Annotated in this window: 17 protein-coding genes and 3 tRNA genes; 9 read left to right on the top strand and 11 right to left on the bottom strand. The window is 73.8% G+C overall.

The window, feature by feature from the left end; translation table 11 throughout:
- Positions 1-68: 68 nt before the first annotated feature.
- The 4 genes from H297_RS0127070 to purS form a co-directional block, all read right to left on the bottom strand.
- Positions 69-920, bottom strand: a complete 852-nt coding sequence (locus H297_RS0127070; protein WP_027739606.1) for a maleylpyruvate isomerase family mycothiol-dependent enzyme — start codon at positions 918-920, stop codon at positions 69-71.
- 149 nt (positions 921-1,069) lie between these two features.
- Positions 1,070-3,364, bottom strand: coding sequence for a phosphoribosylformylglycinamidine synthase subunit PurL (gene purL, locus H297_RS0127065; protein ID WP_027739605.1), 2,295 nt, complete (start codon positions 3,362-3,364; stop codon positions 1,070-1,072).
- Positions 3,361-4,038 (bottom strand): phosphoribosylformylglycinamidine synthase subunit PurQ, encoded by a 678-nt coding sequence (purQ, locus tag H297_RS0127060; RefSeq protein WP_027739604.1) that lies wholly within the window; start codon positions 4,036-4,038, stop codon positions 3,361-3,363. The genes purL and purQ overlap by 4 nt, the downstream gene beginning before the upstream one ends.
- Positions 4,035-4,352, bottom strand: coding sequence for a phosphoribosylformylglycinamidine synthase subunit PurS (gene purS / locus H297_RS38675; RefSeq protein WP_051352214.1), 318 nt, complete (start codon positions 4,350-4,352; stop codon positions 4,035-4,037). Before purS ends, purQ begins: the two co-directional genes overlap by 4 nt.
- Positions 4,353-4,821: 469 nt before the next feature.
- Here purS and H297_RS0127050 point away from each other — a divergent pair, with 469 nt between their 5' ends.
- From H297_RS0127050 to H297_RS0127015, 8 genes are all read left to right on the top strand, one after another.
- Positions 4,822-5,139, top strand: coding sequence for a histone-like nucleoid-structuring protein Lsr2 (locus tag H297_RS0127050; RefSeq protein ID WP_027739603.1), 318 nt, complete (start codon positions 4,822-4,824; stop codon positions 5,137-5,139).
- A 697-nt stretch (positions 5,140-5,836) separates the two neighbouring features.
- Positions 5,837-5,908 (top strand) — tRNA-Gly (locus H297_RS0127045).
- 78 nt (positions 5,909-5,986) lie between these two features.
- Positions 5,987-6,059, top strand: a tRNA-Gly gene (locus H297_RS0127040).
- A gap of 148 nt (positions 6,060-6,207) precedes the next feature.
- Positions 6,208-7,236: an ABC transporter ATP-binding protein gene (locus H297_RS0127035; protein WP_027739602.1), complete on the top strand. Its 1,029-nt coding sequence runs from the start codon at positions 6,208-6,210 to the stop codon at positions 7,234-7,236.
- Positions 7,233-8,060: an ABC transporter permease gene (locus tag H297_RS0127030; RefSeq protein WP_199787266.1), complete on the top strand. Its 828-nt coding sequence runs from the start codon at positions 7,233-7,235 to the stop codon at positions 8,058-8,060. Before H297_RS0127035 ends, H297_RS0127030 begins: the two co-directional genes overlap by 4 nt.
- A gap of 90 nt (positions 8,061-8,150) precedes the next feature.
- On the top strand, positions 8,151-9,761 hold the full coding sequence (locus H297_RS38670) for a histidine kinase (protein ID WP_051352213.1): 1,611 nt from the start codon (positions 8,151-8,153) through the stop codon (positions 9,759-9,761).
- 83 nt (positions 9,762-9,844) lie between these two features.
- Positions 9,845-10,447, top strand: a complete 603-nt coding sequence (locus H297_RS0127020; protein WP_027739600.1) for a response regulator transcription factor — start codon at positions 9,845-9,847, stop codon at positions 10,445-10,447.
- A gap of 99 nt (positions 10,448-10,546) precedes the next feature.
- Positions 10,547-10,619 (top strand) — tRNA-Gly (locus H297_RS0127015).
- A gap of 78 nt (positions 10,620-10,697) precedes the next feature.
- Here the strand turns inward: H297_RS0127015 and H297_RS0127010 are convergent.
- From H297_RS0127010 to purD, 4 genes are all read right to left on the bottom strand, one after another.
- Positions 10,698-11,606: a phosphoribosylaminoimidazolesuccinocarboxamide synthase gene (locus tag H297_RS0127010; protein ID WP_027739599.1), complete on the bottom strand. Its 909-nt coding sequence runs from the start codon at positions 11,604-11,606 to the stop codon at positions 10,698-10,700.
- A 96-nt stretch (positions 11,607-11,702) separates the two neighbouring features.
- Positions 11,703-13,313: a N,N-dimethylformamidase beta subunit family domain-containing protein gene (locus H297_RS0127005; protein WP_486589685.1), complete on the bottom strand. Its 1,611-nt coding sequence runs from the start codon at positions 13,311-13,313 to the stop codon at positions 11,703-11,705.
- A gap of 123 nt (positions 13,314-13,436) precedes the next feature.
- Positions 13,437-15,596 (bottom strand): M48 family metalloprotease, encoded by a 2,160-nt coding sequence (locus tag H297_RS0127000; RefSeq protein WP_078514637.1) that lies wholly within the window; start codon positions 15,594-15,596, stop codon positions 13,437-13,439.
- A 282-nt stretch (positions 15,597-15,878) separates the two neighbouring features.
- Positions 15,879-17,156 carry a phosphoribosylamine--glycine ligase gene (gene purD / locus H297_RS0126995; RefSeq protein ID WP_027739596.1) on the bottom strand — a complete coding sequence of 426 codons (1,278 nt, stop codon included), beginning with the start codon at positions 17,154-17,156 and terminating at the stop codon, positions 15,879-15,881.
- A 248-nt stretch (positions 17,157-17,404) separates the two neighbouring features.
- Between purD and H297_RS0126990 the strand changes: the two genes are divergently transcribed.
- Positions 17,405-18,103: an SLATT domain-containing protein gene (locus H297_RS0126990; RefSeq protein ID WP_027739595.1), complete on the top strand. Its 699-nt coding sequence runs from the start codon at positions 17,405-17,407 to the stop codon at positions 18,101-18,103.
- A gap of 72 nt (positions 18,104-18,175) precedes the next feature.
- Here the strand turns inward: H297_RS0126990 and H297_RS0126985 are convergent, their stop codons facing one another.
- From H297_RS0126985 to H297_RS0126975, 3 genes are read right to left on the bottom strand one after another with little or no spacing between them, the layout of a single operon-like run.
- A complete protein-coding gene (locus tag H297_RS0126985; RefSeq protein WP_027739594.1) occupies positions 18,176-18,835 on the bottom strand; it encodes a hypothetical protein in 660 nt (219 codons plus the stop codon).
- A 58-nt stretch (positions 18,836-18,893) separates the two neighbouring features.
- Positions 18,894-19,592, bottom strand: a complete 699-nt coding sequence (locus tag H297_RS0126980) for a GntR family transcriptional regulator (protein ID WP_027739593.1) — start codon at positions 19,590-19,592, stop codon at positions 18,894-18,896.
- Positions 19,589-21,016, bottom strand: a complete 1,428-nt coding sequence (locus tag H297_RS0126975; RefSeq protein ID WP_051352212.1) for an aspartate aminotransferase family protein — start codon at positions 21,014-21,016, stop codon at positions 19,589-19,591. The genes H297_RS0126980 and H297_RS0126975 overlap by 4 nt, the downstream gene beginning before the upstream one ends.
- Between the last annotated feature and the right edge of the window lie 75 nt (positions 21,017-21,091).

The following is a 21,091-nucleotide window of genomic DNA, read 5'->3' as shown; positions in this document are numbered from 1 at the left end:
AGCCGGTAGGCCACAGCACGCAGGTCCACAGCCGGTGGACCACAGCACACGGACCCACAGCCGGTCGTTCAGCCCAGCACGGGCAGCAGCTCCGAGAGATCGGCCCGCTCGCCGGAGGCCGACAGACGACCGCTCCCCACGACATCGGCCCAGGCCAGCCGCCCCGTGGCGAGCCGGATCCAGGTGAGCGGGTCGGCCTCCACGACGTTGGGCGGGGTACCGCGGGTGTGCCGGGGCCCCTCGACCGCCTGGACGACGGCGAAGGGCGGCACCCGCACCTCGACCGAGCCCCCCGGGGCCTTGGCGGCCAGCGCGTCCGCCAGCACCCGGGCGGTGGCCGCGGTCGCCTGCCGGTCCAGGGCGACACGCACGCCCGTCGCGCGGGCCAGATCGTCGCTGTGCACCACCAGCTCGATCAGCCGGGTCACCGTGAAGTCGAGCATCCGCATCGTCCCGAAGGGGTGCGGGATCAGCAGGTCCTCGCGGACCGCGGACTCGATGACCGGCTCCAGATCGGCGACCGCCTGATCGATTCGGGCGGGCCCGTCACCGGACGCGGCCGCCTCGGTCCGGGTGTCCTCGTCCAGCGTCCCGGCGAGCGAGGCGGTGCTCAGGGCCCACCGCGAGAGGGAGACCTGCGGGGGCCGGGCGGAGAGGGCGGCGACCTCCGTCTCCGGCCGGCCCAGGGCGCGGGGCACCGCGTCGATCTGGAGCGCCAGGTGGACCAGGAGATGGTGCACGTCCCAGCCCGGCAGACCGGCGGGGAGGGAGTGCTGATCAGGACTGAGACGGCGCGCGGCGTCCGTGACGGCCTCCACCTGGTTGATGAGGGCCCTGCGGACGCGGCGCGGGTCGTACGTGCGCCGGTCTCTTCCCGAGGGGGTACGTCCCGAGGAGGTACGTCGTGGAGCAGGCGGCATACGCGTGAGACTAGCCGCCCTTCCCCCGGTATGAGGGGGTAACCCCTCCCGTGGGGCACCCGGCGGCACCCCTCCGGTGGGGTGGCTTCGTGGGTGCCCCGCAAGCCGAGCGGCCCGCGGGGCACCCACCGGCCCGGGAGAGGTACGGGCTACCCGAACAGCCCCGGCAGTGTGCCCTCGTGGGCGTCGCGGAGCTCGCTCAAGGGGAGGGAGAACTGCCCCTGGACCTCCACGGCGTCACCGTCGACGACGCCGATCCGCGCGGCGGGCATCCCGCGCGCGGCGCACATGTCGGTGAACCGCACCTCCTCGCTTCGCGGGACGGCGACCAGCGCCCGGCCCTGCGACTCGGAGAAGAGGAAGACGAAGGGGTCCAGTCCGTCGGGCACGACGATCCGGGCGCCCTTGCCGCCCTTGAGGCAGGACTCGGTGAGGGCCTGGACGAGCCCGCCGTCCGACAGGTCGTGCGCGGCGTCGACCATGCCGTCGCGCGAGGCGGAGACGAGGATCTCCGCCAGCAGCCGCTCGCGCTCCAGGTCCACCCTGGGCGGGCGCCCGCCCAGGTGGCCGTGGGCGACCTGGGACCAGGCGGAGCCGCCCAGCTCCGCGCGGGTCTCGCCCAGGAGGTGGATCAGGTGGCCCTCGTCGCGGAAGGCCATCGGGGTGCGGCGGGCGACGTCGTCGATGACGCCGAGCACACCGACCACCGGGGTGGGGTGGACGGCGGCTTCGCCCGTCTGGTTGTAGAGGGAGACGTTGCCGCCGGTCACCGGGGTGCCCAGCTCCAGGCACGCGTCGGCCAGCCCCCGGCACGCCTCGGCGAACTGCCACATGGCCGCCGGGTCCTCGGGGGAGCCGAAGTTGAGGCAGTCGGTGACGGCGAGCGGCCGGGCACCGGTGGCGGCGACGTTGCGGTACGACTCGGCCAGCGCCAGCCGTGCGCCCTCGTACGGGTCGAGCTTGGCGTAGCGGCCGTTGCCGTCGGTGGAGACGGCGACGCCCAGGCCGGTCTCGGCGTCGATGCGGATCATGCCGCTGTCCTCGGGCTGGGCGAGCACCGTGTCGCCGAGGACGTAGCGGTCGTACTGGTCGGTGATCCAGGACTTGGCCGCCTGGTTCGGGGAGGAGACCAGGGCGAGGGCGGCGGCGCGCAGTTCGTCGCCGTCCGCCGGGCGGGGCAGCTTCGCCGGGTCGTCGGCCTGGAGGTCGTCCTGCCACTGCGGGCGGGCGTAGGGGCGCTCGTAGACGGGCCCCTCGTGGGCGACCGTCCGCGGGTCGACATCGACGATCTTCTCGCCGTGCCAGAAGATCTCCAGCCGGTCGCCGTCGGTGACCTCTCCGACGACGGTGGCGGTGACCTCCCACTTCTCGCAGATGGCGAGGAAGCGCTCGACCTTGTCGGGCTCGACCACGGCACACATGCGTTCCTGCGACTCGCTCATCAGGATCTCCTCGGGGGAGAGCGAGGAGTCGCGCAGCGGCACGTCGTCCAGCTCGACGCGCATGCCGCCCGAGCCGTTGGACGCCAACTCGCTGGTGGCACAGGACAGTCCGGCCGCACCGAGGTCCTGGATGCCGACGACGAGGTCGGCGTGGAACGCCTCCAGGGTGCACTCGATGAGCAGCTTCTCCTGGAAGGGGTCACCGACCTGGACGGCGGGGCGCTTGCTCGGCTTCGCACCCGCGGCGTCAGCCCCTGAGCTGTCCGTGAAGGTCTCGGACGCCAGGATGGAGGCGCCACCGATGCCGTCGCCGCCGGTGCGGGCACCGTAGAGGATCACCTTGTTGCCGGTGCCCGCGGCCTTGGCCAGGTGGATGTCCTCGTGCTTCATCACCCCCACGCACAACGCGTTGACCAGCGGGTTCCCCTGGTAGCAGGCGTCGAAGACGACCTCGCCGCCGATGTTGGGCAGCCCCAGGCAGTTGCCGTAGCCGCCGATGCCCGCGACGACACCGGGCAGCACCCGCTTGGTGTCGGGGTGGCCGGCGGCACCGAAGCGCAGCGGGTCCATCACGGCGACCGGGCGGGCGCCCATGGCGATGATGTCGCGGACGATGCCGCCGATACCGGTGGCCGCGCCCTGATACGGCTCCACGTACGAGGGGTGGTTGTGGGACTCGACCTTGAAGGTGACCGCGTACCCCTGGCCGACGTCCACCACGCCGGCCTGCTCGCCGATGCCGACGAGCATGGCCTCGGCCCCCGGGCCCTCGGTCGGCGCCTTCTCACCGAACTGCCGCAGGTGGACCTTGCTGCTCTTGTAGGAGCAGTGCTCGGACCACATGACCGAGTACATGGCCAGTTCGGCGCCGGTGGGACGGCGGCCGAGGATGTCGCGGACCCGCGCGTACTCGTCCTCCTTGAGGCCGAGTTCGGCCCAGGGGAGGTGGGTGTCGGGAGTCTGTTCCGCGTTCTTGACGGTGTCCAGGCTCTGGGAACTCATGAGGCGACCAGCTTCTTGACGGCCGAGGTGAAGAAACCGAGCCCGTCGGTCGTCGGCCCGGTCAGGGTCTCGACGGCGTGCTCGGGGTGCGGCATGAGGCCGACCACGTTCCCGGCCTCGTTGGTGATGCCGGCGATGTCGCGGCGGGAACCGTTGGGATTCACGTCCAAGTACCGGAAGACCACGCGGCCTTCGGCCTCCAGTTCGTCCAGGGTGCGTTCATCGGCCACGTAGCCGCCCTCGCCGTTCTTGAGCGGAACGGTGATCTCCGCGCCCCGCGCATAGTCCGACGTCCAGGCAGTGTCCGCGTTCTCGACGCGGAGACGCTGGTCGCGGCAGACGAAGTGCAGATGATCGTTACGGGTCAACGCCCCCGGGAGGAGGTGGGTTTCGCACAGGACCTGGAAACCGTTGCAGATGCCGAGCACCGGCATTCCGGACCGCGCCTGCGTGATCACCGTCTCCATGACGGGCGAGAAGCGGGCAATTGCGCCGCACCGCAGATAGTCGCCGTAGGAGAATCCCCCCGGCAGCACCACGGCGTCGACCTGGTGCAGATCCTTGTCACGGTGCCACAGGGCGACCGGTTCACCGCCCGCGAGGCGGATCGCGCGGCGCGCGTCGCTGTCGTCGAGGGAGCCGGGAAAAGTGACGACTCCGATACGGGTCGTCACGCCACGGCTCCCTCGGACGCGGAGCGGGGGCCGGCCGAGGTGCCCGGCACGGCACGCTCGGCGCCGTCGGCCTCCTGGATGCGGACGGTGAAGTCCTCGATCACCGTGTTGGCCAGGAACGTTTCGGCCAGTTCCCGGATACGGGCGAGGGCGTCCGCGTCGACGGGGCCCTCCACTTCGAGCTCGAAGCGCTTGCCCTGGCGGACATCGGAGATCCCCTCGAAGCCCAGCCGGGGCAGCGCGCGCTGCACCGCCTGTCCCTGGGGGTCGAGAATCTCCGGCTTCAGCATGACGTCGACGACGACGCGAGCCACAGGTACTCCTAGTGCTTAGCGGGGCGCTGCGCTGGCCAGCGTACCGGCCCGCAGAATCTACGCGCGTTGATATGAGTGGCTTCCCCATCCGGCTTCCGATCCCGGGATCACTCGCGGCTTCCCGGCGGTTCTCCCGGGTTCTCGCGCCCGCAGTCCCGGGGATCTTCGGAGTGTTCCCCGTGACGATCCCGGTGGGACTTCGCGAAGCACTGGGAAAATCGACCGGAAAAAAGTAGGGTCCCGATTGCGGCCGGAACCCGATGCGAATTCCGGGCCATAATGTATGTGCGCCCACCGCGACGGTCATTGCCCGCCACCCGACACCGGCGGACAGCCTCCAGCTGAATAAGAACCTGTCTCCTACCCGGGCTCACCCGTACTCCCCGTTGCCGACGGGGACGCCCCGCCGGCAACGGCCGGGGAAAGCCGGGTGACCCCATTCGCGATCCTGAAGGAAGGACCGATATCCGTGGCACAGCGTGTAGTAGTGATGCTCTCCGACGATCTCGACGGCGGAGAAGCGGCGGAGACGGTCTCCTTCGGGCTCGACGGGAAGACGTACGAGATCGACCTGAACACCGACAACGCGAAGCGGCTCCGCACCGAGCTCGCCCCCTTCGTCGAGGCCGGCCGCAAGCGGGCGAAGTCCGGCAAGACGTACCGGCACACCTCCGTCGACCCCGACCCCCGCGCGGTGCGCGCCTGGGCCGAGTCGAACGGCCTCGACGTGCCGGCCCGTGGCCGCATCCCGAAGAAGGTGTACGAGGCCTTCCACGCCGCCCACTGAGCCGGACACGGGGTGGTCCCGGATCCGGGCGGCGGACGCCCGGCGGGCCGCCCCGGTGCGTGACGCCCGGCACGCGGGGGGTGCCCGCGGGGCGCAAGGTGCACTGGGGGCGCGGGCGGATCGACTCGGCTCCGTCCGCACCGGCCCGGCTCCGCCGTGGAAGCGGCCCCGGGCCCGTCCCGGGGGCTGCCGAAGGCATCCGGACGCGATCCGGCGGCCGTTCCGGGGTGCACTCTCCTGGGGTCCGCGCCGGTGTCCACTTTCCTGGAAACTCCTGGATTCTCCCGGGTTCTCCCGAATTCTCCTGGGTTCCGCTCCGTGGCCGACGCTCGGAGCCGCCCCGGGCCCGGAGCCCGGGCGCCGTGTCCGGCCGAGGTGCCGGTCTCGCGACGGTGAGAGCCCGGTGCCGTCGGCCGCCGTGGCGTCCCGGCGCGCGGTGCGACGCCGCGGCGGATTTGTTCGGGCCCGGCTGCGGGCCCGGTACGAGAGCGGGGCCGCGCAACAGGGTGCTGTTGTCGTTCGGTCGTATCCGCACCCGGCAGGGTCCGGCTCCGTACGCGGAAGCGCGATCGAGCCCCCTCCCGCCTTCGGGGCCAAAGCTGCGGGGTGCGGTGGCGACTTGCCAGAGGGGGCGGGTGATCGGATACAGTCAGGGCACGCCGCGAGGGGAACCCGAAAGGGGGAACCGGCAGAGCGTGCGGGTGTAGCTCAGTAGTAGAGCGCCCTCTTTCCAAGAGGGAGGCGCAGTGTGCAATTCCTGTCACCCGCTCTTCACTACGGACCGCCGGTCGGAAACGATCAGGTAGAGTAGTGGTCGCGCCACTCGGTGGGAGCCGGGTGGAAGCATGCGGACGTAGCTCAGTTGGTAGAGCGCAACCTTGCCAAGGTTGAGGTCGCGAGTTCGAGCCTCGTCGTCCGCTCACAGGAAAAGGGCCCCGGTCTTCGGACCGGGGCCCTTTCGCATGGCTGCCGTGGATGAGGATTCGCCCGGCGCGGCATGACATCCGTCATGCGCACTCGTGACGGCCCGCACTCGTTTCCGGCCTGCTGCGGCGGAAGCCTGGAGGCATGGATGCGATCGAGGTCGAAGGACTGAGGCGCCGCTACGCGCCGACGAGCGGCGACAAGGGAGCCGGTGGCGGATTCGAGGCCGTCCGGGAGGTGTCGTTCTCCGTCCGCGAGGGGGAGATCTTCGCGCTGCTGGGCACCAACGGGGCGGGCAAGACGTCCACCGTCGAGGTGCTGGAGGGGCTGGCGAAGCCGACGGCGGGCACGGTGCGCGTGCTCGGTTTCGACCCGTTCACCCAGCGTGCCTACGTGCGGCCCCGTACGGGCGTCATGCTGCAGGAGGGCGGTTTCCCCTCGGAGCTGACCGTCGCGGAGACGGCCCAGATGTGGGCGGGCGTCACCAGCGAGGCGCGGCCGCCGCGGGAGGCGCTGGAACTGGTCGGGCTGGGCGGGCGCGCGCAGGTCCGGGTCAAGCAGTTGTCCGGGGGCGAGCGGCGGCGGCTGGATCTGGCGCTGGCGCTGATCGGCCGGCCCGAGGTGCTGTTCCTGGACGAGCCGACGACCGGCATGGACCCCGAGGGGCGCCGGGACGTGGCCGAGTTGGTGCGCACCCTGCGGTCCGAGGGCACAACCGTGCTGCTGACGACGCACTACCTGGAGGAGGCCGAGCAGCTCGCCGACCGGCTGGCGATCATGCGGGCCGGCCGCATCGTGACGTCGGGCACGACCGAGCAGGTGGTGGCCGAGCAGCCCTCGCGGATCTCCTTCCAACTGCCCCCGGGCGTCGGGACCGAGCGGTTGCCGTTGAGCGTTCCGGCCGCGGTGGAGGGGCGGCGGGTCTCGGTGCGGACGCACGCGTTGCAGCCCGCGCTGACGGAACTGCTGCTGTGGGCACGCGAGTCGGACGTCACCTTGGGCAACCTCCAGGCGCGCTCCGCCTCGTTGGAGGAGGCGTTCCTCCAGATCGCGCAGGCGGGCCACCATCCGGAGGTCGGCGGCGGTGGGGCGTCCTCCGACGGGGCCGACGGGACCGGCAAGGCGGCGGGCGCCGCGAGCACGACCAGCACACGGACGGGGGTTCGGGCATGAGCACGACGACGCACGCGGCACACGGGGTGGACGGCACGGCCACCGCGGGCGGCCGGGCACGGCGGATGTCGACGCGGCGGGTGCGCGCGCTGGCACGCGCGGAGCTGACGCTGCTGATACGCAACCGGTCGGCCCTGGTCGTCGCACTGTTCGTGCCGGTGGCGCTGACGCTGTCCATCAAGACCGCCATGGACAACACCGACCTGTCCGGTACGGGGCTGTCGCTGGGCACGGTGGTGATGCCGGGCGCGGTCGGCATGGCGCTGCTCTTCGCCGTCTACAGCAACCTGGTCGGCGTCTACGTGGCCCGCCGTGAGGAACTGGTGCTCAAGCGGCTGCGCACCGGGGAGGCCGACGACCTGGAGATCCTCGGGGCCACCGCGCTGCCGTCCGTCGTCATCGCGGCAGTGCAGTCGGTGCTGATGCTGACGGGGGGTGCGCTGCTGCTGGACATGGGCGCGCCGCCGCGGCTCGACCTGCTGGCGGCGGGGCTGGTCCTCGGTCTGCTGATGATGCCGGCGCTGGCCGCCGCCTCCGCCGCCCTCACCCGCACCACCGAACTGGCCCAACTGACGCCCATGCCGCTGATGATGGTGACGTTCGCCGGGTCCGGGGTGTTCGTACCGCTGGAGGTCTTCCCCGACCGGCTGGCCGAGGTCTGCCACTGGCTGCCGATGTCGCCCGTGATGGACCTGCTGCGCGGCGCCTGGACGGAGCAGCTCAGCGGCGCGGAGACACTGCGGGCGCTGGCGGTCGCCGTCGCATGGACGCTGCTGGGCTGCTACGCGGTGCGCAAGCGGTTCCGCTGGGAGCCGCGCCGCTGAGCCGCACCGGGCGGTACGGCACCGACGGGGCGGGGGCGGCTGCGCCCCGTACGGTGTGGCTGGGCAGCGCGGGGACGGAAGGGGACAGCGATGATCCGCTGGGGTCGCACGAAGCGACGCGAATGGCAGCAGCACAGCAGGCTGGCGCAGGTCGAGGTCTCGACCCGCTGGATGGTGCTGCTCACGCCGTTCATCTACTTCGTGGCCGGCATGCCGCAGCTCCTGCTCGACCTGGGGGCCGGGGCGGGAGCCCGCACGCTGGCCTCCGGGGTGGCCGTCGCGGGGCTGGTGCACTCCGTGCTCGCGATGCGCGCCCTGCGGATCGGCATGGACCACTACCTGGGGACGGCCGAGCCGCCGCGCGCGCTGCTGAACGCCTGCTGGGTGCTGTTCGCCCTGGCCGTCGCCCTGCTCGCGGTGATGGTCGGGCAGAGGTGGACGGGGAACGCCGCCGGCCCCGCGATGGCGCTGTTCGCCTTCGTCCCCAGCCTCATGGGGATCTACGCCCTTGTGGCGCGGCGGCGGCGCGCGGCGATGGCGGTCCTGGTGGGGGCCCTGCTGATCGCGGGGCTGTTCGCCCTCGCGGGCATGTCGTGGCCGAGCCTGCTGGCCACCTGGTTCGTCCTCACGCTGGGCGGACTGTCGGGAACGTTCACCCCACGCTGCTCCGCCTGGTACATCTCCGTGATGCGGGAGCTCGACGAGGCGAGGGAGACCCAGTCGCGGCTCGCCGTCGCCGAGGAACGGCTGCGGTTCAGCCGCGACCTGCACGACGTGATGGGCCGCAACCTCTCGGTCATCGCCCTCAAGAGCGAACTGGCCACCCAGCTGGCCCGGCGGGGTGCGGGGACGGCGGTCGCGCAGATGGAGGAGGTGCAGCGGTTGGCACGCGAGTCCCAGACCGAGGTGCGCGACGTGGTGCGCGGCTACCGGGAGGCCGGGCTGGAGACCGAACTGGCCGGCGCCCGCGGGGTGCTGCGGGCCGCCGGGGTGGACTGCCGCATCGAATCGGCGGACCCGCCGATGGACCGGTGCGTGCAGTCGGCACTCGGCTGGGTCGTACGGGAGGGCGCCACCAACATCCTGCGGCACGCGGAGGCCGCCCACTGCGTGATCCGGCTGACCGCGGGGACGGCGGAGACGGCGGTGCTGGTGATGGAGAACGACGGTGTCGGGCGCTCGTCCCCGGGGCGGGGCTCCGGACTGACCGGGCTCGCCGAACGGCTCGCCGCCCTCGGCGGCACCCTCACCGGCGCCGTTGCCGAGTCCGGTGACGTCTTCCGGCTGCGCGCCGAGGTGCCCCGCACGGCTCCGGCGCACGCCACGGCACCGGACGCCCCCGCAGACCCGCCCCCACCGGCCGGACCGGGGCACCCGTCGCCGGACGAGGCGGCGGACACGAGGACGGACCCGGCGACGGTTCCGCCCGCACCTGCGCACGAGCGCACGAGGCCGGACGCCGCATCGGGAGCGACGGCGACGACGCCGGAGACACCGGATACGCAGACCACGCAGACCACGCAGACCACGCCGGATGCGGAGTCGGAGGCGACGGCGGACGCGGAGCCCCCGCACGCTGTGGCAGAGGGGCGCGGTGGCGGGCGGAGACAGGGCGGGGCGGTGGACGGAGCGGGGAGCGGGCCGTTGCGGCGGGCCCTCGCCGGGGTGAGGTCGGCGGTCGGACGGGAGCATCGGGAGTGACGGAAGCGACGGAAGCGACGGGGCGGACCGGGAACGCGTCAGCGGGGGGCACGGGGGCGTCCGGAGGGGGCGGAGCGGCTCCCATCCGGGTGCTGCTCGCGGACGACGAGCATCTGATCCGCGGGGCCCTGGCGGCGCTGCTCGCGCTGGAGGACGACCTCGTCATCGTCGCGGAGGCGGCGTCCGGGCCCGAGGCGATGGCCATGGCCACCGCGCACCACCCGGACGTGGCGGTGCTCGACCTGCAGATGCCGGGTGCGGACGGGGTGCGCGTCGCGGCCACGCTGCGGGACTCGGTGCCCGAGTGCCGCACGATGATCGTCACCAGCCACGGCAGGCCGGGGCATCTGAAGCGGGCGCTGTCCGTGGGGGTGCGCGGCTTCGTGCCTAAGACCGCGTCGGCCGAACAGCTCGCGGAGATCATCCGTACCGTGCACTCCGGCAGCCGCTACGTGGACCCGGAGCTGGCCGCCGACGCGATCAGTGCCGGGGACTCGCCGCTGTCGGCGCGGGAGGCCGAGTTGCTGGAGCTGGCGGCGGACGGTGCGCCCGTCGCTGAGATCGCCGAACGGGCGTCGCTGACCCAGGGCACCGTCCGCAACTACCTGTCCGCGGCCGTGGCCAAGCTGGGCGCCGAGAACCGGCATGCGGCGGCCCGTGCGGCCCGCGAGCGGGGGTGGATCTGAGCGGTGTCCGAGCGGTACGGACGCCGGTCACCGGCCGGGTGCCGTACGGCTATACTGGGCCGCGCACCACGGCGGTCCGGCCGGACCGGCGGGGAGCAGGCGGACGTAGCTCAGTTGGTAGAGCGCAACCTTGCCAAGGTTGAGGTCGCGAGTTCGAGCCTCGTCGTCCGCTCGCAGGAAGCAGCACGAGATAAGGCCCCGGTCCCACGACCGGGGCCTTCTTCGTGTGCCGGTGTGCCGGCGCCCAATGTCAGCTCCAGGGGACGCCCGTCAGGCGCTCGTAGGCCTCGACGTAGCGGGCGCGGGTGGCCTCGACGACCTCGTCGGGGAGGGCGGGCGGCGGCTGCTCGGAGGTGCGGTCCCAGCCGGAGGCCGGTGAGGTGAGCCAGTCGCGGACGTACTGCTTGTCGAAGGAGGGCTGGGAGCGGCCCGGCTGCCAGCTGTCGGCCGGCCAGAAGCGGGACGAGTCGGGGGTGAGCACCTCGTCGGCGAGGGTGAGCACCGGCTCCCCGCCCGCCTCGTCCCAGCCGAACTCGAACTTGGTGTCGGCCAGGACGATGCCGCGCTCCTGCGCGATGTCGCGGGCCCGGTCGTAAGCGGCCAGGGTGCACTGGCGCAGGGCCGTCGCCGTCTCGGGGCCGACCCGGCGGGCGACCTCCTCGTAGGAGACGTTCTCGTCGTGCTCCCCCACCTCGGCCTTGGTGGCGGGCGTGAAGATCGCGCCCGGCAGCTCGGAGCCGTTCTCCAGACCGGGCGGGAGGGCGAGGCCGCACACGGTCTGCTCCCGCTCGTACTCCAGCAGCCCGGAGCCCGCCAGGTAGCCGCGGGCCACGCACTCGACGGGGATCATGCGCAGGGAGCGGCACACCGTCGTGCGCCCCTCCCAGTCGGCGGGGGCGCCGGGGGGCACGTCGGTGCCGACGACGTGGTTGGGCAGGTCCTCCAACTGCTCGAACCACCACAGGGAGAGCCGCGTGAGGATGCGGCCCTTGTCGGGGATCTCGGTGGGCAGGACCCAGTCGAAGGCGGAGATCCGGTCGCTGGCGACCATCACCAGGTCGCCGGCCTCGTTCCGGTACAGGTCCCGCACCTTGCCCGTGTGCAGATGCACCAGGCCGGGGACCTGGGCGGGCTCGGGCTTTTCGACGAATCCCGTCACGTTTTTCCTCCCTGGAGGCGGCCGACACACCGCGGGTTCCCTGATTCTCCCTCGTGACCCGGGCACCGTGCCCGCCGGGCCGGGTGTCGCAGCGGATCAGTCGCGTTTGCAGATGCGGTCCAGCAGGTTGCTGGTGGCGCGCTGGACGCGGGAGTCGACGTAGCCGGGGCGGTCCAGGGCGGGGGACCAGGCGAAGGTGCCGGAGGAGAAGACGAGCGCGCCGGAGGGTGCCCGGTACAGGGAGGTCTCCTGGTGGCGGACGGCGCCGCCGCGGTCGCGGTAGGGGGAGTGTGCGAGCAGAAGGCGATCGGTGTGCCGGGGCAGCACGGTGCGCGGGTGGTAGCGGTCGGCCTCGCCCGCGACCAGGCCGGGCAGCGCCTCGCCCTCGGCGGCACCGGTCGCCTCCCACAGCCAGTGGTCGGCGTTGCGGACGATCAGCGGGTACGGCTCGGCGACCTGGCTCGCGTACTGGATGCCCAGCAGCGCCTGCTCGGGGTCGCCCTGCTCGCGCCAGAGCGCGGGGCGCCCGGGACCGCGCCGTTTGCGGCAGGTCAGCAGCCGGTCGGGGGCGCCGGAGGGCAGCGCGTCCAACTCGACCTGCCAGTACATGGTGTTGGCGGAGAGGAAGACGAGCGCGGTGCCGCTGTCCCGGGCCCGCTCGGCGGCGCGGCGCATCGGCACCGACCAGTACTCGTCGTGGCCGGGGAAGACCAGGCCCCGGTAGCGGGTCGGGTCGATACGCCCGGCGTGCAGGTCGCGGGTGTCGGCGTAGGCCAGGTCGTAGCCGTACCGTTCCGCCCAGCGGATGAAGTCGTACGCGTGTCCGACGTGCAGGGGCAGGCCGGAGCCGGCGTACGGGCGGTCGAAGGAGACCGTCGTCGCCGCCTCGCTCTCGCCCAGCAGCCGGCCGTCGTCGTCCCACGCGTGGTACAGGCTGGCCCCGGTGCGGCCGTCCTCCGGGAAGAGGTTGTAGGCCTGCCACGTCACGTCCGGCATCAGGAGCAGCAGGTCGCCGGGGTCGCGGTCGCGGACGGTGAAGGGGATGTGGGAGCGGTGCCCGTCGGCGGTGGTCAGCACGGCGACGTAGGCGCCGGTGGACCAGTACTCGGGGATCTGGAGCCGCCAGGACAGCCACCAGTGGTGGCAGGAGACGGTGCGGTCGGCGGTCATCGGGGCGGGCTGAGAGATGCCGGACAGCCGGGGGCTCGTGGTGATCTTCGTGGCACCGGCGCCGCCGTAGTGGCCGATCCGGTAGACGTCCACGCTGAAGTCCTGCGGCGGGTTGACGGTGATACGGAAGTCCAGGGACTCGCCCGGCGGGGTCCCGCCCGGGACCGAGGCGAAGCCCTTGATCTGGCAGCGCACGTCGTCGGCGGTGGGCGGGGCGCTGCTGGACAGGCCGCGGGTACGGGGCTTGGGGAGGGTCTGGCCACCGCCTGCCAGCTCGCGGACCAGCTCGGGGGTGCGGGAGGTCTGGCCGGGCGCCTGATCGACGCAGTCCACGTACCAGGGGACGAGGCGGCCGTTCTCGAAGTAGTTCTCGCTCACCCGCAGCCAGGGCAGCGGCCCCTGCCCGAAGGGGTCGGTCACCGCGTGCGCGAGGGCCCCGGACTCCCACCGCCGGAGCGGCTGCGGCCCGGCCGTGCCGGAGGGGGGCTCGATCCGATCGGTCCTCGTCCGCTCGGTCCTCGTCCGCTCGGTCCCCATGTGCTGCTCCCTCCCCGGCGCCCTCGGTCCGTCTCCGCTGTGCCGCGTGGGTGACGGCAGACAGCACATCACACTACGCAAGGGGATGGTCACCCTTCGTCGTCCCGTGGTCGGAGGTGATCTTCAGACGAGTCGTACGGGCTTCTCCGGCCGCACCCCGACCCGTGCCAGCCATTCCCGCAGGCCCTCCGCGTCCCCGTCCTCGACCAGCGCGAGCACCAGACCGGTCAGCTCCCCGGCCCGCTCTCCCTCGACGAGCAGGGCGGGTCCGTCCAGCCAGTCCAGCCCCGGGGCTGCCCCCGCGGTGTCCACGGCGGCACAGCAGACCACTGCGGTGACGTGGTCGGCCAGCACCTCGCGGGCGCTGCGCGGCATCGTGAGCGGCAGCCCCATGGGGGCCGGCGGTACGGAGGGCGCGGCCTCCGCGGGGGGCGCCGCGGGCGGTTCACCGGCGCACTCCGAGAGCTGCGCGCCGGGGCTCGCACCGATGGCCCCGGGGGCGCGGGCGGCTTCCGCGCGCGCCACCTCCGCGCTGAGACGTGCCGCCAGCGTCTCGGTCCCGTCGGGTGCGGTGAAACGCTCCAGCACCCGCGCGAGCGTGGGCCCCGCCAGGCGGCGGGCCGCATCCGCCCCGCCGTCCCGCTCTCCACCGGGCGGCAGTGCGTCGGCCCGTACCTCGTCGGCCCGCGCCTCGTCGGACAGGACCTCGCCGGCGGCTCGCGTACGGGCGGCTGCCGGGCTGACGGCTCGCGTATGACCCGCCCGGGTGACGCCCGCGGTACGGGTGAGGGGTGCGGACGGCACGGGGCCGGGCTGCGCTGCGGTGGAGGTCTCCCCCGCGGTGAGGGCGTCCAAGGCGTCGAAGAGACGGACCGCCTCCGCGCGCCAGATGCGGTCGACGACCTCCTCCGGATACGCCGACCACTCCACCGGCGTCCACTCCGGCGCGCCCGCCTCCTCCACCTCCGCACGCGTGGCCGCCTGCCCCCGCGTGGCCGCCGCGTCCCCCTGCTTGCCCGCGCTCCGCGGGGCGGCTGCGCCCGGCGTCGCGGGACCGGCCGCACCGGCTCCGCTCGCGTGGGCGGGCGGCAGCGGGGGGCGCGGTCCCATGAAGATGCGGGCGGCCAGCAGGGAGACGGCGCCGTCCACGGGGCCCGGCTCCGCCAGCAGGTCGCAGGCGGGGCGTTCTCCGAGCCGCGAGGTGAAGCCCTCGGCGAGGCGGTCGCGGCGGGAGAGCTCGGTGAGCGCGGAGACCACCCCGGAGTCGAGGCGGGTGGGCCACAGCCCCAACTGCCAGGCGGGCAGCGCGACCCGGGTCAGCAGCCGGTCCCAGCCGGCGTAGGCGAGGCCGACCTGTTCCTGGGCGGCCACCCGCAGCCCGTGGTCGACCGCCTGGGCGCGTTCGGCGGCCGCCGCGGCGACGCCGCGCTCCATCTCGGCGGCGTGCGGCCCCACCGCGCGCAGGAGCCGACGGGCGAGCCGCGCCACGAGGCGGTGCACGAGACGGCGGGGGGCGGCGGGCTGCCACCCCGGCGCTCCGTGGGAGGGCGGCCCCGGGCCACCGGCGGCGCCGTACCCGACCGCGCCGTGCTCGACCGCGCCGTGCTCGGTCATGGCGGGCTCGGTCATGGCGGGCTCGGTCATGGCGGGCTCGGCGGGGCCGGCGACGGCCGCGTCCAGGGCGCGCACGAACCGGCGGGCGGCGGCTATGTCGGGGTGGGCGGAGGGGCCGGTGCCGGCGACGACCGGGGCCAGCAGGGCGCGCAGTTCGGCCACGCGCATCCACCACAGGAAGGGGGAGCCGATGACCAGGACCGGTGCGGGGCGGGAGCCGTCGGCGGGGGCCGTGCGCTCCTCCAGCCAGCTGTCGCAGTCGGGGGTCAGGGCCAGGGCGGAGGGCGGCGGGACCTCCAGCCGCTCGGCGAGGTCCCGCACCAGGGCGTGCAGGTCGGGGGCGGCCCGTTCGTCGAGCGGGACCGTGGGCGTGACGGCGGGGCGGCCGCCCGCGACGACCCGGGCGGCGACCGCGGCGCAGGCCAGGGTGAGCACGGCCAGGCCCGTCACGGCCCAGCGCACCGCGTCCCAGGCGGGACCGGGGCCGAGGCCGAACGCGTCCGTCGTGCGCCCCATCCACAGGATCACCGCGAGGGCGGCGGGGAGCAGGGCCAGGGCGAGGGCCGTGCTGCGGACCCGGAGCACGGCGAGGGCGTGGCCGCGCGCGGAGCGCGCGACGGCGCGCCGGCCGGGACCACCGGCGAGGCTCACGCCATCGGAAGAGCTCACGACTCACCCCCGCTCCGTTCGGGACCGCTAGGGACCGCAGCCGGGCTCTCCGGCTTCCACCCACTGTGTCACCGCGTTCCGACACCGCAATGCGTGCTGCGCCAGTCGACGGACCGCCCCGGCCTCGGCCCGCGGTTGCCCGCGGCGACGGCCTCACGGCACTTGAGCGGCACCCTAGTTGGGGCCTGTGCGGGCGTCAGCCGTACAAGGGCTTCGTCACTCGATGGAATGGCTTTGGGTAGAGCTCTTGCCCCTGCGGCCACAGGGGTATATACGCGTCCGTCAGTTCCCGGTGGCCGCTTCGTCCGCAGCACGCCGGGCGATGTCCGTACGGTGGTGCGACCCCTCCAGACGGATGCGGCCGACCGCCGCATAGGCGCGGGCGCGGGCCCGGGCCAGGTCCGTGCCGGTCGCGGTGACCGACAGGACGCGGCCGCCCGCGCTGCGGACGGTGCCGTCGGCGTCCGCCTTCGTACCGGCGTGCAGGACGTACGCCTCCGGGGCGTCCTCGCGCGCGACGGCGTCCAGCCCCTCGACGACGTCACCCGTGCGGGGCCCGGCCGGGTAGCCGTGCGCCGCGACGACGACGGTGACGGCCGCGCCGTCGCTCCAGCGCAGCGCGGGGAAGTCGGCGAGGGCGCCGGTGGCCGCCGCGTGCAGCAGCCCGCCCAGCGGCGTGCGGAGCCGGGCGAGCACCGCCTGGGTCTCCGGGTCACCGAACCGGGCGTTGAACTCGATCACGCGCAGCCCGCGCGAGGTGAGGGCCAGCCCGGCGTACAGCAGCCCGGAGAAGGGGGTGCCCCGGCGGCGCAGTTCGTGGACGGTGGGCTCCAGGACGGTCGCGGTGATCTCCTCCACCAGCTTCGGCTCGGCCCACGGCAGCGGCGAATAGGCGCCCATACCGCCGGTGTTGGGGCCCTCGTCGGCGTCGTAGGCGCGCTTGAAGTCCTGGGCGGGCTGGAGGGGGACGACGGTCTCGCCGTCGGTCACCGCGAAGAGGGAGACCTCCGGGCCGTCGAGGAACTCCTCGATGACGACGGCGCCGCCGCACGCCCGCGCGTGGGCGCGTGCCGTCTCGATGTCGTCGCTCACCACGACGCCCTTGCCCGCGGCGAGGCCGTCGTCCTTGACGACGTAGGGCGGGCCGAAGGCGTCCAGCGCCGCGTCGGCCTCCTGCGGCGTGGTGCACACGTAGCTGCGGGCCGTGGGCACGCCCGCGTGGGCCATGACCTCCTTGGCGAACGCCTTGGAGCCCTCCAGCATCGCTGCCTCGGCGGACGGGCCGAACACCGGGATGCCCCGCGCGCGGACCGCGTCGGCGACCCCGGCCACCAGCGGGGCCTCCGGGCCGACGACGACGAGGTCGGCGCGGACCTGGTCGCAGGCGGCGAGGTCGGCGACGGCCGTGCCGTCCGTCGCGTCGACGGCGTGCAGCGTGGCGACCTCGGCGATACCGGCGTTGCCGGGGGCGCAGTGCACCGCGGTGACCTCGGGGTCGAGCTCCAGCGAGCGACAGATTGCGTGTTCGCGGGCACCGCCGCCAATGACCAGAATCCTCACGCCGCCACCCTAACGGCACCCGGCAGTCCGCCCGCGCGGACCGTACGGCCGCCACCGGCGACGCCGGGGCGGTCGGCACATGCGCCCGTTCGGGTGACAGTGCGGCGCCCTATACCCGACAGGGCGCCACTTCTGAGGGGATTTCGGCGCGGATCGTCGGCGTGGCCCCACTTCTGGCGGTAGGAAGAGGCCGCCGGACTCCGGAAGAGAGGGGCCGGAACGCCGACGAGGCAGCCGAGGGAGTGCGCGTGAAGCGGGTGAAGCAGGCGGATCTGCTGGGGAGGGGGTTCCCGTCCGGGGAGTGGGACGAGCCCGCCGAACGCCTGGAGGAGCTCTACCGCTGGGTGGAACAGGAGGCGATGCGCCTCGTCGACTGGTACCTCGCCGACCGGGTGCGCAAGCGCAGATGGGCGCGGGCCCTGCGGGGCGGCGTGGTGGCCGGCGCCGCGGCGGGGGCCCTGGTGCCGCTCGCCGATCTGACGGGGCTGCCCTTACCCGCCGGGTGCGCCGGGTATCTCGGATACGTCGCGCTGCTGTTCGCCGCCTCCTGCGCGCTGGCCGACCGCTGGCTGGGGGCCACCTCCGGCTGGATGCGGGACATGGCCGCGGCGCTGGCCGTGCACCGCCGGCTGGAGACGCTGCGGTACGAGTGGGCGGCGGAGAACGTACGGGAGGTCCTCGGCCCCGCCGACGGGACGGCCGGGGAGGCCGCCGAGCGCTCCCTGGCGGTGCTGCGGCGCTTCTCGGAGGACGTCGGCGAGATCCTCCGCGCCGAGACCACCGACTGGATGGTCGCCTTCCGCACCGACGGCTCCCCGCTGACGCCGCTCACCTCCAACTCCGCACCGGCGCCGTGGCGTACCCCGCCCCGCCGGGTCCCCCCGGCCGGTCCGGGGGGCGGCGCGGGCTGGGCCACCATGCCGCGGCAGCGCCCGCCGGGCGGCTGAGGGCGTACGCCGGGCGGGGGAGACGGAGCGGTCGACGGGGCGGCCGGGGCGAGGCGGGTACGGCCCGGGGGGTCAGCCGAAGACGATCATGGAGCCCTGGGCCAGGCTGCGGGTGGCGGCGGTGTGCAGGCCGAGCCAGACGTGCCGCTCCCTCCCGAACGGGGTGCCGTCCTCGTAGCCGATGGCGGCGGACGCGGCCGGCTCGTCCAGGTCGGTGGGGCCGAGCGGGGCGGCCGGGGCCGGGGGCGGGTTGTCCGGGTCGATGCCCAGGTGCGGCGCCACCGCGTGCAGCTCCCGCAGCAGGCCGTGGCTGGAGCCCAGGGGCCCGCCGCCCTCCAGCAGTTCGTCGTCGGACAGCGGGGCGGGGAAGTCCACCGGGATGTAGGCGCCCGCGTGGTCGTAGTGCCACACCAGGTGCGACTGCCGCGCCGGCTGCTCGAACATCTCCAGGAGCTGCTCGTAGTCGCCGCCCAGCTCCCCCACCGGTGTGACCTCCAGGCCCGCCGCCAGCAGCAGGTGGGCGCGGCGCAGGTAGTGCAGGGCCTCGTAGTCGAAGCCCGCGACGGGGGCGACGTCGCCCGACAGGCCCGGCATGTAGCCGAAGACGGGGACCGTGGGCAGCCCGGCTTCGGTGAGCACCCGGTCGTAGGTGGCGATCTCCTGGGCGAAGGGGTTGTCGGGGCTGTGGCAGAGCACGTCGACGAGGGGTACCAGCCAGAGGTCACAGGCCAAGGGGCGCTCCAATACCGTCAGGGACGGGCAGTGCGCTCAGCGTAGTGCGCCCGGGCGTTCATGCGTCCGGTTCCGTCGCGCCCGCCTGCGCCAGCGCGTGCTGGTGGTAGGTGGCGACGACCTCGCGGGCCGCGCGCGCGTCCGCGCGCTCGACGGCGTCGAGCAGCGCGTTGTGTCCAGACCACAGGCGGCCGCGCAAGGTGGCCCGGCGGCGCAGCAGCGGCACGGCGAACGCCCAGCACTGCACGCGCAGCCGGTCGAGGAAGTCGCAGATGTAGGGGTTGCCGAGCAGGCCGCTCAACTCCCGCCAGAACCGCAGGTCGTAGGCGATCAGCACGTCCAGGTCGCCGGCGCGCGCGGCGCGTTCGGCCGCGTCGGCGCGGCGGCGCAGGGAGGCGAGGACCTGCGGGCTCAGCCCGCCCAGGGCACGCCCGGCCGCGGTCGGTCCCGCGGCCGGGTCGGTCTCGGAGCCGAGACCACGGAAGATGCCGTCGACGACCAACTGCCGCGCCTCGCACATGGCGCGGTAGTCGGCGGGCGTGAACTCGTGGACGCGGAAGCCGCGGTGCTGTTCCACGTCCAGCAGCCCTTGCGCCGCGAGATCGACCAGTGCCTCGCGGACGGGTGTCGCGGAGACGCCGTACTGTTCGGCGATCTCCTTGACCGTGAAGTCGCGGCCCGTGGCGAGCCGGCCGGCCAGGATCTCGTCGCGCAGAGCGGTGGCGACCTGCGAGCGCAGGGTGCTGCGGCGGATCATGCGCCCGCGCCCCCGGCGGTGGTGTGGGCGTCCGCCGTGGTGAGGGCGTCGTCCAGGACCGCCAGGCCCTCCTTGAGTTCGGCCTCGGTGACGGTGCACGGCGGCACGACGTGGGTGCGGTTGTTGTTGACGAACGGCCACAGGCCCCCGCGCTTGGCGGCGGCGGCGAACTCGGCCATGGGGGCGTTGGCCGCGCCGGTGGCGGCGTAGGGCACCAGCGGCTCGCGGGTCTCCTTGTCGCGCACCAGGTCCAGCGCCCAGAAGACGCCGGTGCCGCGCACCTCGCCGACCGAGGGGTGGCGGTCGGCCAGTTCCCGCAGCGCCGGTCCGATCACGTTCTCGCCCAGGTGGGCGGCGTGCTCGACGACGCCCTCCTCGGCCATCACCTTCAGGGTGGCGACGGCGGCACCGCAGGCCAGCGGGTGCCCGGAGTAGGTGAGCCCGCCGGGGTAGGGGCGCTGGTCGAAGGTCTCGGCGATCTTCGCGGAGATCGCGACGCCGCCCAGCGGGACGTAGCCGGAGTTGACGCCCTTGGCGAACGTCATCAGGTCGGGTACGACGTCGTAGAGGTCGGCCGCGAACCAGGTGCCGGTACGGCCGAAGCCGGCCATCACCTCGTCGAGGACGAGGACGACGCCGTACTTGTCGCAGATCTCGCGCACCCCGGCCAGATAGCCGGGCGGCGGCGGCATGATCCCCGCGGTGCCCGGGATGGTCTCCAGGAGGACGGCCGCGACGGTCTGCGGCCCCTCGTAGACGAGGGTCTGCTCCAGGTGCGCCAGCGCCCGCTCGCACTCCTGTTCCTCGGTCTCGGCGTAGAACTGGGTGCGGTAGAGGAACGGGGCGTGGAAGTGGACGACCCCGGCCGTCCCGGTGTCCGACGCCCACCGCCGCGGCTCCCCGGTGAGGTTGACCGCCTGCTGGGTGCCGCCGTGGTACGAGCGGTAGGCCGAGAGCACCTTGGGGCGTCCGGTGTGCACGCGGGCCATGCGGACGGCGTGCTCGACGGCGTCGGCGCCGCCGTTGGTGAAGAAGATCTTGTCCAGGTCGCCGGGCGTCCGCTCCGCGACCAGCCGGGCCGCCTCCGAGCGCGCCTCGATGGCGAAGGCAGGCGCGAACGTGCACATCGTCGCCGCCTGCTCCTGGATGGCCGCGACGACCTTGGGGTGCGCGTAGCCGATGTTGGTGAAGACCAGTCCGCTGGTGAAGTCGAGGTACCGCTTGCCCTCGTAGTCCCAGAAGTACGACCCCTCCGCGCCCGCCACCGCGGGCGGATCGATCTGCCCCTGCGCCGACCAGGAGTGGAACACGTGGGCGCGGTCCGCGGCGTACACCGCACGGCCCACGGCCGGGTCCGGCGCGGGCGGGCCGGAAACCGCGGCGCCGGCGGCCGAGGGAGCGGAGGAGGGGTGGTGCGTCGTCACAATCGGTACCTCGGTTCGCTCGCGTGCTGCGGGAGGTCCCGCAGGAGGGTGACAGCCAGCGTAGTGTCGCCCTGC

It is taken from the genome of Streptomyces sp. CNT360 (assembly GCF_000424785.1).
This window is presented reverse-complemented; position numbering and strand designations above follow the sequence as displayed.

Excerpts from the sequence above, each read along its gene's own strand:
- H297_RS38670 (WP_051352213.1), top strand. The coding sequence starts at position 8,151 with ATGATCCGCTGGGGTCGCACGAAGCGACGCGAATGGCAGCAGCACAGC.
- H297_RS0127030 (WP_199787266.1), top strand. The coding sequence starts at position 7,233 with ATGAGCACGACGACGCACGCGGCACACGGGGTGGACGGCACGGCCACC.
- H297_RS0126980 (WP_027739593.1), bottom strand. The coding sequence starts at position 19,592 with ATGATCCGCCGCAGCACCCTGCGCTCGCAGGTCGCCACCGCTCTGCGC.
- purL (WP_027739605.1), bottom strand. The coding sequence starts at position 3,364 with ATGAGTTCCCAGAGCCTGGACACCGTCAAGAACGCGGAACAGACTCCC.
- H297_RS0127070 (WP_027739606.1), bottom strand. The coding sequence starts at position 920 with ATGCCGCCTGCTCCACGACGTACCTCCTCGGGACGTACCCCCTCGGGA.
- H297_RS0127005 (WP_486589685.1), bottom strand. The coding sequence starts at position 13,313 with ATGGGGACCGAGCGGACGAGGACCGAGCGGACGAGGACCGATCGGATC.
- H297_RS0127035 (WP_027739602.1), top strand. The coding sequence starts at position 6,208 with ATGGATGCGATCGAGGTCGAAGGACTGAGGCGCCGCTACGCGCCGACG.